The sequence below is a fragment of the Xanthobacter oligotrophicus genome (genome assembly GCF_008364685.1).
Classification (GTDB): domain Bacteria; phylum Pseudomonadota; class Alphaproteobacteria; order Rhizobiales; family Xanthobacteraceae; genus Xanthobacter; species Xanthobacter oligotrophicus.
The window spans coordinates 367,207-382,367 of record NZ_VTTL01000005.1; the positions used below are offsets into that span (position 1 = coordinate 367,207).

A 15,161-nucleotide genomic window follows, 5' to 3' on the forward strand; every position below is an offset into this window, starting at 1 on the left:
GCGAGCGGAAAACGTTCTAGCCCAAGGCTCAGCCCGCGGAGAGACGCATGCCCAAGTTCTGCGCCAACCTCACCATGCTGTGGAACGAGATCGACTTCCTCGACCGCTTCGCAAAGGCGGCTGCGGCCGGCTTCACCGGGGTCGAATATCTCTTCCCCTATCCGTATGAAAAGGATGCGCTGGCGGAGAAGCTGGCCACCTACAAGCTCACCCAGGTGCTGCACAATCTGCCGGCCGGCGACTGGGCGGCGGGCGAGCGTGGCATCGCCTGCCTGCCGGGCCGCGAAGGCGAATTCCAGGACAGCGTCGGCAAGGGCATCGATTACGCGAAGGCCCTTGGCACCAAGGCCCTCAACTGCCTCGTCGGCCTGACCCCGAAGGATGTTCCCGCCGAAAAGGTCCACGAGACGCTGGTGAACAACCTGAAGTTCGCCGCCGCCGAGCTGAAGAAGGCGGGCATCCCCTTCGTGGTGGAAGCCATCAACACCCGCGACATCCCCGGCTTCCACCTGCACAACACCAGGCAGACCCTTGCGGTGCTGGACGAAGTGGGCGCGGACGACATCTTCTTCCAGTACGATATCTATCACATGCAGATCATGGAGGGGGACCTTACCCCCACCATCCGCACCAACATTGCCCGCATCAAGCACATCCAGCTTGCCGACAATCCGGGCCGCGGCGAGCCGGGCACGGGCGAGATCAACTATCCCTTCCTGTTCAAGGCCATCGACGACACCGGCTACGACGGCTGGATCGGCTGCGAATACAAGCCCAAGACCACCACCGACGAGGGCATCGGCTGGTTCGCGCCCTACAAGGGGTGATCCTCCAGCCGGCAGTACGGCGTCATGCCCGGCCTTGTGCCGGGCATCCACGCCCCGCGGCCGGGAGCGGCATTCATCGCAGTGCGCAGGCGGCACCGCGTGGATGGCCGGGACAAGCCCGGCCATGACGGTTCGTTCGAGACGATTGTCTTTCGACCAAAACACTCTTCAGGAGAAACGCACATGAACGTCGGATTCATCGGCCTCGGCATCATGGGTTCCCCCATGGCGGGACACCTCATCGACGCCGGCCACACCCTGTTCGTCTATGACGTGTTCCGCATCCCCGCGGAGCTGACGGCGAAGGGCGCCACCGCCTGCGCCTCCTCCGCCGACGTGGCCAAGGCCTCCGACATCATCATCACCATGGTGCCGGATACCCCGCACGTGGAAGAGGCCCTGTTCGGCAAGGGCGGCATCGCCGAGGGCCTCGCCAAGGGCAAGATCGTGGTGGACATGAGCTCCATCTCGCCGGTTGCCACCAAGGGCTTCGCGGAGAAGATCAACGCGCTCGGCTGCGACTATCTCGATGCCCCGGTCTCCGGCGGCGAGGTGGGCGCCAAGGCCGCCTCCCTCACCATCATGGTGGGCGGGCCGGAAGGCGCGTTCGAGACGGTGAAGCCCCTGTTCGACAAGATGGGCAAGAACATCACCCTCGTGGGCGGCAACGGCGACGGCCAGACCACCAAGGTGGCGAACCAAATCATCGTGGCGCTGACCATCGAGGCGGTGGGCGAGGCCCTGCTGTTCGCCTCCAAGGCGGGCGCCGATCCGGCCAAGGTGCGGCAGGCGCTGATGGGCGGCTTCGCCTCGTCCAAGATCCTCGAAGTGCACGGCGACCGCATGGTGAAGCGCACCTTCGATCCGGGCTTCCGCATCGAGCTGCACCAGAAGGACCTCAACCTTGCGCTCCAGAGCGCCAAGGCCCTGGGCGTGAGCCTGCCCAACACCGCCACCTGCCAGGAGCTGTTCAACGCCTGCGCCGCCCACGGCGGCTCCAAGTGGGACCACTCCGCCATGGTGAAGGCGCTGGAGCTGCTGGCGAACCACGAGATCGCCTGAGCCCGGGGCGGGTTCAGGCCCGCCTCGGCTGAACGTGATCCCTCCCCCCGTGCGGGGGAGGGGCCGGGCTGGCTGCACCTGCCGCCCGGCGCTGCCGCGGCGCCGGTGTGCCGCGACCATCCGCCGGAAGACGCCAAGCCTCCGGAAGATGCGAAGCCGCCGCCGCCATCGGTCAGCCCTGCTGCCGCTTATGCGACTTTATGCTTACATGAAGCGCGTGCATGATGGCCCCAAGAGCGCTCGACTCAACAAGACCCATACCAACGCGTGATCAAACGCGGGAGCGAAGGAAAACGCCATGCCCACGAAGCGCCAACAGCCCCTGAAGCGCCAGCGTGCCACCAAGATCGTCGCCACCGTCGGCCCCGCCTCCAACAGCGAGGAGAAGCTGAAGGCGCTGTTCCTCGCCGGGGTGGACGTGTTCCGCCTCAACTTCTCCCATGGCACGCAGGAAAACCATGGCGAGGTGCTGGCCCGCATCCGCCGGCTGGAAAAAGAGATGAACCGGCCCATCGGCGTCATCGCCGACATGCAGGGGCCGAAGCTGCGCATCGGCCGCTTCAAGGACGGCGCCATCGCCATCAAGGCCGGCGACATCCTGCATTTCGATGCCGACGTGGACCGGCTGGGCGACGAGACCCGCGTGCCGATCCCGCACCCCGATATCCTCGCCGCGCTGAATGTGGGCTCCACCGTGCTGTGCGACGACGGCAAGGTGCGCCTGAAGGTGATCAAGAAGGGCGAGGGCTTCCTGGAGGCCCAGGTGGTGGCGGGCACCAAGCTGTCCAACAACAAGGGCTTCAACATCCCCGACGTGGTGCTGCCGCTGTCGCCGCTCACCGACAAGGATCGCCTTGATCTCGAATTTGCCTGCGAGGCAGGGGTGGAGTGGATCGCCCTCTCCTTCGTCCAGCGGCCGGAGGACATCCACGAGGCCCGCGCCCTCATCAAGGACCGTGCGGCGGTGATGCTGAAGATGGAGAAGCCGTCGGCGGTGGAATACCTCACCGAGCTGGTGGAACTCTCCGATTCCATCATGGTGGCGCGCGGCGACCTCGGCGTGGAAATCTCGCTCGCCGAGGTGCCTGCGCTGCAGAAGCGCATGATCGCCGAGGCGCGCAAGTTCGGCCGCCCGGTCATCGTCGCCACCCAGATGCTGGAATCCATGATCACCGCCCCGGTGCCCACCCGCGCCGAGGTGTCGGACGTGGCCACCGCCGTCTATGAGGGCGCCGACTGCGTGATGCTCTCGGCGGAGACGGCGGCCGGCCAGTTCCCGGTGGAGGCCGTGACCTTCATGGACGACATCATCCGCCACGTGGAGTGCGATCCCGGCTACCGCCACGTGCTGGACGCCACCCAGGCGGAATGGGGCAAGACCATCGGCGACGCGGTCACCAAGGCCACCTACCAGGCCGCCATCGCGGTGGATGCCTCGGCGCTGGTGGCCTTCACCCTGTCCGGCACCACGGGCCTTCGGGCCGCGCGCGAGCGTCCGGCCATCCCGATCCTCGGCCTCACCCCGAAGATTGAGACGGCGCGGCGCCTCGCTCTCTCCTATGGCGTGCACGCCGTGCACATGAAGGAGGACATCCACTCCTTCGGCGACATGGTGGACACCGCCGTGCGCACCGCTGTGGAGCATGGCCTCGGAAAGCCGGGGGATCGGCTGGCCATCACCGCCGGCGTGCCCTTCGCCAAGCCCGGCACCACCAACATCATGCGCATCACCACGATTGGGGTCGACAGCCCGCCCTCCCGCCATGACGCCGACACGCCCGCTGTCCGGTCGCCCAAGGCTCATGATCCGAAGGCCCAGGAGGCCAAAGCCAAAGAAGCCAAGACCCCCGGCGGCAAGGTGCACGCCTGACGCGACCTGGGTGCGGCGGGGCAACCCCCGGCCGCACCCGTCTCCCGGCATGTAACGCTACCGGCCGCTGCCTTCTGCCGCAGGCGAGGGGTCGAAATCGTTTTCTTTGGCCGGTCGGTGCCATGGGACCATCCCGGCTCTGGACGTGCCCGCGCAAAATGGGGTTAAGCTGCTGCCTCTTAGGTCAAGCAGCTGATGCCCGTCGAAATCGAGCGCAAATTTCTCGTCAAATCCAGCCGCTGGCGCGCTGGCGCGCGGGCTTGCGCCATCCGGCAGGGCTATCTCAGCCTCGGGGATGGTGCCACCGTGCGCATCCGGATCGCCGGCACGGAGGCCTTCATCACCGTGAAGGGCAAGACCCAGGGCCTCAGCCGAGCCGAGTTCGAATATCCCATTCCGCTGCGCGACGCCGAGGTCATGCTGGAGACCCTGTGCGCGCGTCCGCTCATCGAGAAGACGCGCTATTCCCTGGAGCATGCCGGCAAGCTCTGGACCGTCGATGTGTTCGAGGGCGAGAATGACGGCCTCGTCATGGCCGAGGTGGAGCTGACCGGCCCCGAGGAGCGGGTCGCGCTGCCCGACTGGGTGGGCGAGGAAGTCACCGACGATCCGCGCTACCGCAACTCCTCCCTCGTCAGCGCGCCGCTGGGCGGCCTCGACCTCGTCGAGGCCGAACTGGGCAGTGGCGCCTGAGGGGCGGGCCCGGCGCCGAGGTCGTCAGGGCGCTTCAGTCATTTCGATATCGTGCAGGGCGGACAGCGCCTGCGCGACCTTGGACCGGACCTCGTCGAAGGCGCCTTGGGGCAGCAACGCCTCGTTGATGGTGACCTTGCCGCCCGCGTGGAACAGCTCTAGGAACCGCACGTTCCTGACCGAGATGTCGCGGACATGGGTGATCCCCTCCCAGGCGACAAGCGTGCCGGGACCTCCGAGGATCATGCGCGGTACGCGCAAGCCCTGCTGGGAAATCGTAAGGACGGCATTGCTGGTAAGACCGCGAAAAAGCGAGAAAACACCCGCCAGGCAGAAGGCGATGCAGGCGGCGAAAAGCATCCAGAACACGATCGTGGCTGATACAGAGTCAAGATCGATCAAGTTGTTGATGATCATTTCGTTGTTATTTGCTCTGGCATTCAGGAACATCACATAAGCGCCGGCGCCGAATAAAATGACGCCGAAGACATGCATGAGCGGGCGCCTCGGCTTGTAGGCATATGCGGCATCGACCATTGCTCGTCCTTCGGCAATCCGTCACGGCAGTGCGCGCGACCATACGGAAGCTGTAGCGCTGCCGCAATCTGTTGCCGTAACGTCATGGCGTTGCTTCGGATGCGCTCCCCTTCAGCGCCGTTTCCACCGCCAGCATGTCGCGCCAGGCGAGGCGCTTGCCCAGCGGCGTGCGCAGCAGATAGGCCGGATGGAAGGTGGCAATGGCGCGGATGGTCCGCGTGCCGCTCTCATAGTCCATGAACCGCCCGCGCAGCCGGGTGATGCCCTCGGTGGTGGCGAGCAGCGCCTGCGCCGAGGGGCCGCCGAGGCACACCAGGATGTCCGGATCCGCCAATTCGATCTGGCGCTTGATGAAGGGCAGGCACACCGCCGTTTCCTGGGGCGTCGGGGTGCGGTTGCCCGGCGGGCGCCAGGGGATGACATTGGCGATATAGGCGCTGGTGCGGTCAATGCCGATGGCCGCCATCATCAGATCCAGCAGCCGGCCCGAGCGGCCCACGAAGGGCAGGCCCTGCTGGTCCTCGTCGCGGCCCGGTGCCTCGCCCACGAACATCACCTTCGCCTTGGGATTGCCGTCGGCGAACACCAGCCGGGTCGCCGTGCGCTTCAGGGCGCAGCCCTCGAAGCCGTCGAGGATGGCGCGCAGTGCGTCGAGGCTCTCGGCGTTCCGCGCGGCTTCGCGCGCCGACATCACGGCCTCGTCCGGCGGCTGGGTGACCAGCGCCGACGCGCCCGCGGGTGGCGCCGGGGCGCTGGGGCGCGGTGCGGGCGCGGCGGGCCGCGCGGAGGCTTGCGGACGGGCGGCCACGGGGGCCGGCGTCTGCGGAACCTGAACCGCCGGCGGACGCTGGGTGCGGCTTCGCGCCTGCTCGGCCGCGCTTTCGGCGAAACGGTCCACCGGCGCCTCGCCCACGGCCACGTCCACGCCCGCCTCCAGATAGAAGGCGAGAATATCGGCTATGTCGGTGAAGTTATCTTGGGGCGTCGCGGTCATGGCGCCATTCTAGAGCCGGATCGCCGGGAGCGGAAACCGCTGCGTTTCGGCCCGCCGCCTCCCGCCTGCGTGGGGTCGGTTTGCCGAAACAGGTCATCTTCTGCTCGCATAGGGCAATAGATTTCCGTATGCGGCATAGACCCAATTGTCATTGCGCTGCAACCGTGGAAGAAGTCCAACCAAGAAACGAGAGAGACGGGAGCTTGAGGCATGAGCGCGGCGGATCTGCCTGAACGCGAAGGCATGGATTATGACGTTGTGGTGGTCGGCGCCGGGCCTGCCGGGCTTGCCACCGCCATTCGCCTGAAGCAGCAGGCGGCCGAGCGCGGCAGCGACATCTCGGTGGTGGTGGTGGAGAAGGGCTCCGAGGTGGGCGCCCATATCCTCTCCGGCGCGGTCATCGATCCGGTCGGCCTCGATGCGCTCCTGCCCGGCTGGCGCGAGGAGGCGGATGCGCCCCTGAGCGTCCAGGTCAACGACGACCATTTCTACCTGCTTGGCCCCGCCGGCGGCATCCGCCTGCCCAATTTCGCCATGCCGCCGCTGATGAACAATCACGGCAATTTCGTCGGCTCGCTGGGCAATGTCTGCCGCTTCCTTGCCGCCAGGGCCGAGGCGCTGGGGGTGGAGATCTATCCCGGCTTTGCCGCCGACGAGATCCTCTTTGACGACAAGGGCGCGGTGGCCGGCATCGCCACCGGCGACATGGGCGTCGACAAGAATGGCGTGCCCAAGGGCGAGTTCACCCGCGGCATGGAATTGCGCGGCCGCTACACCGTGTTCGCCGAGGGCGCGCGGGGCCACCTCACCAAGCAGCTCATCGCCAGGTACGGCCTCGACGCCGGCCGCGACGTGCCGAAATTCGGCATCGGCCTGAAGGAGCTGTGGAAGGTGAAGCCGGAGAAGCACCGGCCTGGCCTGGTGCAGCACGGCTTCGGCTGGCCGCTGGACGGCAAGACCGGCGGCGGCGCCTTCCTCTACCATATGGAGGACGAGCAGGTGATGGTGGGCTTCGTGGTCCACCTCAACTACCAGAATCCCTGGCTGTCGCCGTTCGACGAGTTCCAGCGCTTCAAGACCCACCCCTTCTTCAAGGACACCTTCGAGGGCGGCAAGCGCATCGCCTACGGTGCCCGCGCCCTCTCGGAAGGTGGCTACCAGAGCGTGCCCAAGCTCAGCTTCCCCGGCGGCGTGCTGGTGGGCTGCGCGGCGGGCTTCGTGAACGTGCCGCGCATCAAGGGCAGCCACAATGCGGTGCTCTCCGGCATCCTCGCTGCCGACCACCTCGCCGGGGCTCTCGCGCAGGATCGCGGCCATGACGAGCTTGCGAGCTACGAGGCGGCGTGGCGCTCGTCCGCCATCGGCGCGGACCTGAAGAAGGTGCGCAACGTGAAGCCGCTGTGGTCGAAGCTCGGCACCCTCCTCGGCATTCCGCTTGGCGCGCTGGACATGTGGACCAACACGCTGGGCTTCTCCCTGTTCGGCACCCTGAAGCACGGCAAGACCGACGCCGCTTCGCTCAAGCCAGCCAGGGAGTGCAAGAAGATCACCTATCCCCGGCCGGATGGCGTGCTGACTTTCGACAAGCTGTCCTCGGTGTTCCTGTCCAACACCAACCACGAGGAAAACCAGCAGGTGCATCTGGTGGTGAAGGATATGGCGTTGCAGAAGGCGTCGGAGCACGACCTCTATGCCGGCCCGTCCAACCGCTACTGCCCGGCGGGCGTCTATGAGTGGATCGAGGAGGGGGCGGACGCGCCGCGCTTCCAGATCAACGCGCAGAACTGCGTGCACTGCAAGACCTGCGACATCAAGGACCCCAACCAGAACATCACCTGGACCGCCCCTGAAGGCGGCGGTGGGCCCAACTATCCGAATATGTGAGGGGAGGGCGGGGCTACGCCCTCCGCATCACGCCCTGACGCCATCTCACCGCCGTCATCCCCCGGCTTGACCGGGGGATCCATCGAGCCGCTTGCCCGGCCCGGCGGCGTGGATGCCCCGGTCAAGCCGGGGCATGACGAGAGTGTGTTTGGGACGTATTCCTGAAGGGGGCCGCGCAGGCTGGCGTCGGGTTTCGCCCCTCAGCCGCCGTTGGCGGCGGCCTGGGCGATCTGGGGCAGGGCCTCCACCGCCACTTCGGCCAGGGCCTGGCCGTAGAGGATGAGGCAAGGGCCTTCCGCGCCGGCCTCGGCGGCGCGGGCCACCTCTTCCGCGAGCGTCGCGACGGTGGCGAGGATCACCTTCTCTTCCGGCCGCGTCACCGAGAACATGGCCACTGCCGGCGTGGCGGGATCGATGCCGGCGGCCATCAGGTTGCGCACCAGGTCCGGCAGGGTACGGCGGGGCATGTAGACCACGGTCGTGGCCGCCTTGTCGGCCAGCGCGTTGAAGTCGAGGTCCTTGGGCAGCTTGCCGTCGCGGGCATGGGCGGTGACGAATTGCAGCCGCCGCGCATGGTCGCGGTGGGTGAGCGAGGTGACGAGCCGGCTCGCCGCCCCCTGCGGCGCCGAGATGCCGGGGATCACCTCCACCGGCACGCCGGCCGCACGGCAATGGGCGATCTCTTCCCCGGCGCGGCCGAAGATCATGGGCTCGCCGCCCTTCAGGCGCACCACGCGGCGGCCTTCCCGGGCGAGGTCCACCATCAAAGCGTTGATGTCGTCCTGCTTGCAGGAGGGGCCGTAGCCGGTCTTGCCCACCAGCATCTTCTTGGCCTCGCGCCGGGCGAAATCGAGGATCGCGCCGGAGACGAGGTCGTCATAGAGCACCACGTCCGCCGATTGCAGCGCGCGCACCGCCTTGAGCGTCAGCAGCTCCGGATCGCCCGGCCCCGCGCCCACCAGCACCACCGAGCCCGCATTGCTAGACCGGTGCGGCGTGCCCTCCGCTTCGATGGCGGCGAACAGGGCGGCGCGGTCGGTATCCTCAGGCGTCCGGTTGGGCTCGGCCAGCGCCGTGGCGGCGAAGCGCTCCCAGAAGGCGCGGCGGGCATGGTGGGAGAGGCCGCGCGCGGTGACCGCCTGCCGCCACGACTTCGCGGCGAGCGCCCAGGCCTTGAAGCCCGAGGGCAGAAGCGCCTCGATCTTGGCCCGCACCGCCTGCCCGAAGACGGGGGCCGCGCCATCGGTGGAGATGCCCACCACCAGCGGTGAGCGGTTGACGATGGCACCGAAGGTGAAGTCCGACAGGGCCGGTTTGTCGATGGCGTTCACCGGCACGCCGGCGGCGCGGGCGGCGACGGTGAAGCGCCGTGCGTCGGCCTCTTCGTCGAAGCCGGCCACCGCGAGGACGGCGCCGGGGATGTCGTCGGCGTGCCAGTCGCGCACATGGATCGAGATGGGGCCACGGGGCGGCGCGCCGGCCAGCCGCCACAGGTCCTCGCAGACATGGGGGGCGATCACCTCCACCCGCGCGCCGGCAGCGGAGAGCAGTTCCGCCTTCCAGGCCGCCGGCTCCCCGCCGCCCGCCACCAGCACGCGCCGGCCCTCGAGGCCGAAGAACACCGGCAGGCGCGCGATGGCCTCCATGCGCGCATGTCCGGCCTGGCGCGGGGCGCGGGGCGTGGGGCTGTCGGGGCCGGTGGCGGCCATGGAAAAGGTGCTCCCGAAGATGATGGATCTTCAACGTAAGGCGTGCCGGGCCGCCGATCAACGCGGGTGCGCCCCTCCGGCGGCAGCGCGCGCCGCCGCCGGAAGGTGCCGAAGGCTAAGGCTCAGCCGCGGGCGGCGACCACGATGATTTCCACCAGGAACTTGGGGGCGGCAAGCTTGCCCTCGCTGGTGGCGCGGGCCGGCGGGTTGTCCTGGTCGACCCAGGCGTCCCACACGGCGTTCATGCCGGCGAAATTGGCGATGTCCGACAGCCAGATGGTGGCGGTGAGGAGACGCGACTTGTCGGTGCCGGCGCGGGCCAGGAGGGCGTCGATGGAGGCGAGGACGGCCTTGGTCTGGCTTTCCACGTCCGGCCCCTCGGCCACCTGGCCGGCGAGATAGACGGTGTTGCCGTGGATCACGGCTTCGCTCATGCGGCGGCCCTTGTCGAGCCTCTCGATGCTCATGGGATGGTCCTTTCGGTTGGATGGGGGTGTTTAGCAAATGTGCGGGGGGATTCGCCAACGGGTGCGGGGCAGGCGGGTACCCGGCGGCATGCGTGCCGGCGTGGCCGTCGCCCCCTCAATGCGCCTCTTCCCAATTCTTCGCCGCTCGCGCATCCACCTTCAGGGGAACGGCGAGGGTGACGGCGGGGGCGGAGGCGGTTTCCATGGCCTCGCGCACCACGGGGATGGTGGCTTCCGCCTCGGCCTCGGGCACCTCGAACACCAGTTCGTCGTGCACCTGCAGCAGCATGCGGGCGGAAAGCTTCGCCTTCTCCAGCGCCGGCTCCATGCGGATCATGGCGCGGCGGATGATGTCCGCCGCCGTGCCCTGGAGGCGGGCATTGATGGCGGCGCGCTCGTTGAAGGCGCGGATGGAGGGGTTCTTGGCCGCGATCTCCGGATAATGGCAACGCCGGCCGAACAGGGTCTCCACATAGCCGTGCTCGCGACAGAAGGCCTTGGTCTCCTCCATATAGTCGCGGATGCCGGGGAAGCGCTCGAAATAGCGCTTGATGTACTGCCCCGCCTCCTCGCGCGGAATGCCCAGCTGGTTGGCGAGGCCGAAGGCGGAGATGCCGTAGATGATGCCGAAATTGATGGCCTTGGCGCGCCGGCGCACCTCGGCCGGCATGTCCTTCACCGGCACGTTGAACATCTCCGACGCGGTCATGGCGTGGATGTCCAGTCCCTCGGTGAAGGCATTGCGCAACGCCGGGATCTCGGCGATCTCGGCGAGCAGCCGCAGCTCGATCTGCGAATAGTCCGCCGAGACCAGCAAATTGCCCTCTTCCGCCACGAAGGCGCGGCGGATGCGCCGGCCTTCCTCGGTGCGGATGGGGATGTTCTGCAAATTGGGATCGGAGGAGGACAGTCGCCCGGTGGTGGTGGCGGCCAGCGCATAGGAGGTGTGGACGCGCTTGGTCTGCGGGTTCACGAAATGGGGCAGGGCGTCCGTATAGGTGGAGCGCAGCTTGGAGAGCTGGCGCCAGTCCAGGATCTTCTGCGGCAGTTTGTGGCCGGCCTCGGCCAGCTCCTCCAGCGCGGTGGCCTTGGTGGACCACATGCCGGTGGCGGTCTTGGTGCCGCCGGGCAGGCCCATCTTGCCGAACAGGATGTCGCCCATCTGCTTGGGGCTGCCCACGTTCAGCCGCTCGCCGGCCAGCTCCGCGATCTCGTCCTCGATGCGGGCCGCGCCCTGCGCGAACTCGGAAGAGAGGCGCGCCAGCATCGCCTTGTCGATGGAGATGCCCCGGCTCTCCATGCGCGCCAGCACGGAAATCAGCGGGCGTTCCAAAGTCTCGTAGACGGTGGTGCGGCCCTCGGCGGCGAGGCGGGGCTTCAGCACCTGCCACAGGCGCAGCGTCACGTCCGCATCCTCGGCGGCGTATTGGGTGGCGGGATCGAGGGCCACCTTGTCGAAGGTCACCCGCGCCTTGCCCTTGCCGGTCACCTCGGAGAAGGCGATGGGCTGGTGGCCGAGATGCAGCACGGACAATTCATCCATGCCATGGCCGTTCTTGCCCGCGTCCAGCGCGTAGGACATGCACATGGTGCAGTCGAAGGGGGCAACATCGATGCCGTGGCGGGCCAGCACCAGCTGGTCGTACTTCACATTGTGCCCGACCTTCAGGGTGCCGGCATCCTCTAGCACGCCCTTCAGCGCGGCGATGGCGTCACGGACCGGGATCTGGCCGGGCAGCTGCCCCTCGCTGAACAGGCCGTCGCCGGCTCCGGTGTGGGCGAGCGGGATGTAGCAGGCCTCGTTGGGCGACAGCGCCAGCGAGACGCCTACCAGGTCCGCCTGCATGGGATCGAGGGAATTGGTCTCGGTGTCGAAGGCCAGCAGGCCCTGGTCCTGCGCCTTGGCGCACCACGCCTTCAGCTCGGCGAGGTCGAGAATGGTGCGATAGGCCTTGCGGTCCACGGGAATGGTGCGGGCCGCGCTGGCGCGGGCCTGGGCGAGGTCGGACGGGGTGAGGGTGCCGTCCATGGCCTTCGCCACGGCCGAGGGGGCTTCACTGCCCGAGGCCGGCGCTTCGCCGTCCGCCGCCTCCGCCGTTGCGGTGAGGGAGAACAGGCCGGCGGGGGCGAGCCTCGGGTCGGCCTCCACCTCGGCGGCCTCCACGCCATAGGCCTCGGCCACGCGGCGGGTGATGGTGGTGAATTCCATGGCCTTCAGAAAGGCGATGAGGCGTTTGGCGTCGGGCGCCTCCAGCACCAGGTCTTCCAGCGGTACTTCGACGGAGACGTCGCGCACCAGCGTCACCAGCGTCTTGGAGATGCGCGCCGCCTCGGCATTGGTGAGCAGGGATTCGCGCCGCTTGGGCTGCTTGATCTCGCCGGCGCGGGCCAGCAGGGTTTCAAGGTCGCCATATTCGCCGATGAGCTGGGCGGCGGTCTTGATGCCGATGCCCGGCACGCCGGGCACGTTGTCGGTGCTGTCGCCGGCCAGCGCCTGCACGTCGGTGACCTTCTCCGGCGGCACGCCGAAATATTCCAGCACCTCGCCCACCCCGATGCGCCGCTCCGGCCGCGCCCCGCGCCCGCCGCTCTCGCCGGAGGCGGGGTCGTACATGGCGACCTTGGGGCCGACCATCTGCATCAAATCCTTGTCGGCGGAGACGATGAGCACGTCCGCCCCCGCCTTCACCGCCTGGTCGGCATAGGTGGCGATGAGGTCGTCGGCCTCGTATCGGGCCTGCTCCACCGGGATCAGGCCGAAGGCGCGCACTGCCTCGCGCATGAGCGGGAACTGGGGGATGAGTTCTTCCGGCGGCTCGGAGCGGTTGGCCTTGTAGTCGGGATAAAGCTCCTTGCGGAAACTGTCCTCCGACTTGTCGAAGATGATGGCGAGGTGGGTGGGCTTGATGCCCACTGCCCCGTCGCGCACGAACTGCAACAGCTTGGTGCAGAACAGCCGCACCGCCCCGGTGGGCAGCCGGTCGGAGCGGAAATTGTACTTCCGGTCCTGGTTGATGGACTGGAAATAGGCGCGGAACACGAAGGACGAGCCGTCCACCAGGAACACATGGTCGCCGGGCTGAAGGGGGCGGGGGGAGGGCGACATCTCAAGGTCCTCAGGAACAATCCGCGCAGGCAGGCGCTCGGCAATGGCGCGCACGATGCCCGAGGGGCCGGCCCGGAACAAGAGCGCGGCCCCCGCAGTCCCCGGCGCCGGCACGGGCGGGCGGCGCGGCGCCCTGTCACGCAGCGGTGAGGCGCCGCCATTGGATTTGGCCCGCCGCCCACGCTATCCTGCGCGGCGCTAACCGCCGAATGCCGGCGCTGAGCCGCCGCAAGGGAACCCGACCGACCATGGCCCTCACCCTCCACCGCCAGATGGACGACCACGCCGCCGGCCCCGCGCCGCGCGGGTCGCAATCCGGCCGGTCGGGCATGGGTGTGCGGATGGTCGTGGTCGGCAGCGTGGTCGTGGCCGGGGCCCTGTTCGCGGCCGCCTGCGTGCTGTGGGCGCGACATGGAGCCACCGTCTTCTTCGACATCATGAGCGCGGGCATCGCCGCCTGCCTGTGACCCCACCCCACCTGGCGCGCGTTCGCTCCCGAAGCGCGCAACCACGTCCCGGACCCGATTGCAAAGGCCAAGATCGCCAGCCCATGTCCCAGATCAAGCTGTCGCAACGCACCAAGATCATCGCCCTGTTTTGCGCCTTCGCGGCCGGCGCCCTCGTCATGGTCACCGCCGTGACCATGCTGGTGGGCAATCCGGCGCCGCGGGTGACCAGCACCGGCACCGCCGCCGTGGGCGGTCCGTTCCGCCTGGTGGACCAGACCGGCGCGCCCGTCACCGAAGCCGCGCTGAAGGGCAAGCCGAGCCTGATCTTCTTCGGCTTCACCCATTGCCCGGACGTGTGCCCCACCGCTTTGTTCGAGATGTCGGAGATCCTCACCGCCCTCGGCCCGGACGCCGGCAAGGCGCAGGTGTTCTTCGTCACCGTCGACCCGGAGCGCGACACGCCGGAGGCGCTGAAGTCCTATTTGTCGAGCTTTGCCCCGCAGATCCGCGGCCTCACCGGCTCGCCCGAGGCGGTGGATGCGATCAAGAAGGAATACCGGGTCTATTCCCGCAAGGTGCCGCTGACCGGCGGGGACTACACCATGGACCACACGGCGGTGGTCTATCTCATGGGCAAGGACGGCACCTTCGTCGCCCCGTTCAATTCCAAGCGGCCGCCGGCCGAGGCGGCGGCGGAGCTGAAGCGCTATTTTTGAGGCCTGACGCCGGTCGGACCTGCTGAAAGCGGCGCCCGCGCGGGTCGTGCGCCGGCGCCGGACGCGGCACCTGCCGCCCTGAACCGGTCATGGCCGCCCGCAGACGTGTGCTCATGTCCCGTTCCGAACGCCTTTTCGATCTGCTCGACCTCCTGCGTCGCCACCGCCATCCCGTGAGCGGGAAGGTGCTCGCGCAGGAGATCGGCGTCAGCATCCGCACGCTGTATCGGGACATCGCCAGCCTTCAGGCGCAGGGCGCGCACATCGAGGGCGAGCCGGGCGTCGGCTATGTGCTGAAGCCGGGCTTCCTCCTTCCGCCCCTCATGTTCACGCTCGATGAGGTCGAGGCGCTGGCGCTGGGGTCACGCTGGGTGGCCGAACGCGCCGACGGCAGGCTCGGCACCGCGGCCCGCGGCGCGCTGGCGCGCATCGCGGCGGTGCTTCCCGCCGATCTGCGCGAGGAACTGGAGACCTCGGCCCTGCTCATCGGTCCCGGCCCGATGATCCCGGGCGACGCGGTCGATCCGGCCCTGCTGCGCAAGGCGATCCGGACCGAGCGGAAGCTGCGGCTTGCCTACAGCGACGCCTCTGCCGCGCCCTCGCAGCGTGTCGTCTGGCCCTTTGCACTGGCGTTCTTCGACCAGGTGCGGGTGCTGATCGGCTGGTGCGAGCTGCGCGGCGATTTCCGCAGCTTCCGCACCGACCGCATCCATGAGGCCGAACTGCTCGATGCCCGCTATCCCCGGCGCCGGCAGGCCCTGCTGAAGGCGTGGCGTCACGCTCAGTGCCGGGTGCATGATGCTGCCGGAAACTGACAGCATGGCACCGTAGGCATTGCTCCTGATCG

General features: G+C 68.2%; 13 protein-coding genes. 8 read left to right on the forward strand and 5 right to left on the reverse strand.

The features are described from left to right. Window positions 1–47: 47 nt before the first annotated feature. From hyi to FZ033_RS10695, 4 genes are all read left to right on the forward strand, one after another. The gene (gene hyi / locus FZ033_RS10680) at window positions 48–827 is read left to right on the forward strand and encodes a hydroxypyruvate isomerase (protein ID WP_149576102.1); all 780 of its coding nucleotides are present in this window, start codon (window positions 48–50) and stop codon (window positions 825–827) included. 183 nt (window positions 828–1,010) lie between these two features. Beyond that, window positions 1,011–1,889, forward strand: coding sequence for a 2-hydroxy-3-oxopropionate reductase (gene glxR, locus FZ033_RS10685; protein WP_149576103.1), 879 nt, complete (start codon window positions 1,011–1,013; stop codon window positions 1,887–1,889). A 298-nt stretch (window positions 1,890–2,187) separates the two neighbouring features. After that, on the forward strand, window positions 2,188–3,759 hold the full coding sequence (gene pyk, locus FZ033_RS10690) for a pyruvate kinase (RefSeq protein ID WP_149576104.1): 1,572 nt from the start codon (window positions 2,188–2,190) through the stop codon (window positions 3,757–3,759). 195 nt (window positions 3,760–3,954) lie between these two features. Continuing rightward, window positions 3,955–4,452 (forward strand): CYTH domain-containing protein, encoded by a 498-nt coding sequence (locus FZ033_RS10695; protein WP_149576105.1) that lies wholly within the window; start codon window positions 3,955–3,957, stop codon window positions 4,450–4,452. 24 nt (window positions 4,453–4,476) lie between these two features. Here the strand turns inward: FZ033_RS10695 and FZ033_RS10700 are convergent, their stop codons facing one another. Next, window positions 4,477–4,989 (reverse strand): hypothetical protein, encoded by a 513-nt coding sequence (locus FZ033_RS10700; RefSeq protein ID WP_149576106.1) that lies wholly within the window; start codon window positions 4,987–4,989, stop codon window positions 4,477–4,479. Between the two features lie 82 nt (window positions 4,990–5,071). Beyond that, window positions 5,072–5,983, reverse strand: a complete 912-nt coding sequence (locus FZ033_RS10705; protein ID WP_149576107.1) for a uracil-DNA glycosylase — start codon at window positions 5,981–5,983, stop codon at window positions 5,072–5,074. A gap of 210 nt (window positions 5,984–6,193) precedes the next feature. Between FZ033_RS10705 and FZ033_RS10710 the strand changes: the two genes are divergently transcribed. Further along, window positions 6,194–7,867 (forward strand): electron transfer flavoprotein-ubiquinone oxidoreductase, encoded by a 1,674-nt coding sequence (locus tag FZ033_RS10710; RefSeq protein WP_149576108.1) that lies wholly within the window; start codon window positions 6,194–6,196, stop codon window positions 7,865–7,867. Between the two features lie 200 nt (window positions 7,868–8,067). On the opposite strand, the gene cysG is transcribed toward FZ033_RS10710, so the two are convergent. The 3 genes from cysG to polA form a co-directional block, all read right to left on the reverse strand. Next, window positions 8,068–9,576 (reverse strand): siroheme synthase CysG, encoded by a 1,509-nt coding sequence (cysG, locus tag FZ033_RS10715; protein WP_149576109.1) that lies wholly within the window; start codon window positions 9,574–9,576, stop codon window positions 8,068–8,070. A 122-nt stretch (window positions 9,577–9,698) separates the two neighbouring features. Then, a complete protein-coding gene (locus tag FZ033_RS10720) occupies window positions 9,699–10,043 on the reverse strand; it encodes a RidA family protein (RefSeq protein WP_149576110.1) in 345 nt (114 codons plus the stop codon). A gap of 115 nt (window positions 10,044–10,158) precedes the next feature. Next, window positions 10,159–13,149 (reverse strand): DNA polymerase I, encoded by a 2,991-nt coding sequence (gene polA / locus FZ033_RS10725; RefSeq protein WP_149576111.1) that lies wholly within the window; start codon window positions 13,147–13,149, stop codon window positions 10,159–10,161. Between the two features lie 248 nt (window positions 13,150–13,397). Here polA and FZ033_RS10730 point away from each other — a divergent pair, with 248 nt between their 5' ends. The 3 genes from FZ033_RS10730 (at window position 13,398) to FZ033_RS10740 (ending at window position 15,129) form a co-directional block, all read left to right on the forward strand. Beyond that, window positions 13,398–13,616: a hypothetical protein gene (locus tag FZ033_RS10730; protein ID WP_210247880.1), complete on the forward strand. Its 219-nt coding sequence runs from the start codon at window positions 13,398–13,400 to the stop codon at window positions 13,614–13,616. Window positions 13,617–13,699: 83 nt separating this feature from the next. After that, window positions 13,700–14,314, forward strand: a complete 615-nt coding sequence (locus FZ033_RS10735; protein ID WP_188079421.1) for an SCO family protein — start codon at window positions 13,700–13,702, stop codon at window positions 14,312–14,314. A gap of 113 nt (window positions 14,315–14,427) precedes the next feature. Next, a complete protein-coding gene (locus FZ033_RS10740) occupies window positions 14,428–15,129 on the forward strand; it encodes a helix-turn-helix transcriptional regulator (RefSeq protein ID WP_149576112.1) in 702 nt (233 codons plus the stop codon). Window positions 15,130–15,161: the final 32 nt, after the last annotated feature.

Excerpts from the sequence above, each read along its gene's own strand:
- FZ033_RS10720 (WP_149576110.1), bottom strand. The coding sequence starts at position 10,043 with ATGAGCATCGAGAGGCTCGACAAGGGCCGCCGCATGAGCGAAGCCGTG.
- FZ033_RS10730 (WP_210247880.1), top strand. The coding sequence starts at position 13,398 with ATGGCCCTCACCCTCCACCGCCAGATGGACGACCACGCCGCCGGCCCC.
- FZ033_RS10705 (WP_149576107.1), bottom strand. The coding sequence starts at position 5,983 with ATGACCGCGACGCCCCAAGATAACTTCACCGACATAGCCGATATTCTC.
- FZ033_RS10710 (WP_149576108.1), top strand. The coding sequence starts at position 6,194 with ATGAGCGCGGCGGATCTGCCTGAACGCGAAGGCATGGATTATGACGTT.
- FZ033_RS10735 (WP_188079421.1), top strand. The coding sequence starts at position 13,700 with ATGTCCCAGATCAAGCTGTCGCAACGCACCAAGATCATCGCCCTGTTT.
- FZ033_RS10695 (WP_149576105.1), top strand. The coding sequence starts at position 3,955 with ATGCCCGTCGAAATCGAGCGCAAATTTCTCGTCAAATCCAGCCGCTGG.
- hyi (WP_149576102.1), top strand. The coding sequence starts at position 48 with ATGCCCAAGTTCTGCGCCAACCTCACCATGCTGTGGAACGAGATCGAC.
- polA (WP_149576111.1), bottom strand. The coding sequence starts at position 13,149 with ATGTCGCCCTCCCCCCGCCCCCTTCAGCCCGGCGACCATGTGTTCCTG.
- cysG (WP_149576109.1), bottom strand. The coding sequence starts at position 9,576 with ATGGCCGCCACCGGCCCCGACAGCCCCACGCCCCGCGCCCCGCGCCAG.
- glxR (WP_149576103.1), top strand. The coding sequence starts at position 1,011 with ATGAACGTCGGATTCATCGGCCTCGGCATCATGGGTTCCCCCATGGCG.
- pyk (WP_149576104.1), top strand. The coding sequence starts at position 2,188 with ATGCCCACGAAGCGCCAACAGCCCCTGAAGCGCCAGCGTGCCACCAAG.
- FZ033_RS10740 (WP_149576112.1), top strand. The coding sequence starts at position 14,428 with ATGTCCCGTTCCGAACGCCTTTTCGATCTGCTCGACCTCCTGCGTCGC.
- FZ033_RS10700 (WP_149576106.1), bottom strand. The coding sequence starts at position 4,989 with ATGGTCGATGCCGCATATGCCTACAAGCCGAGGCGCCCGCTCATGCAT.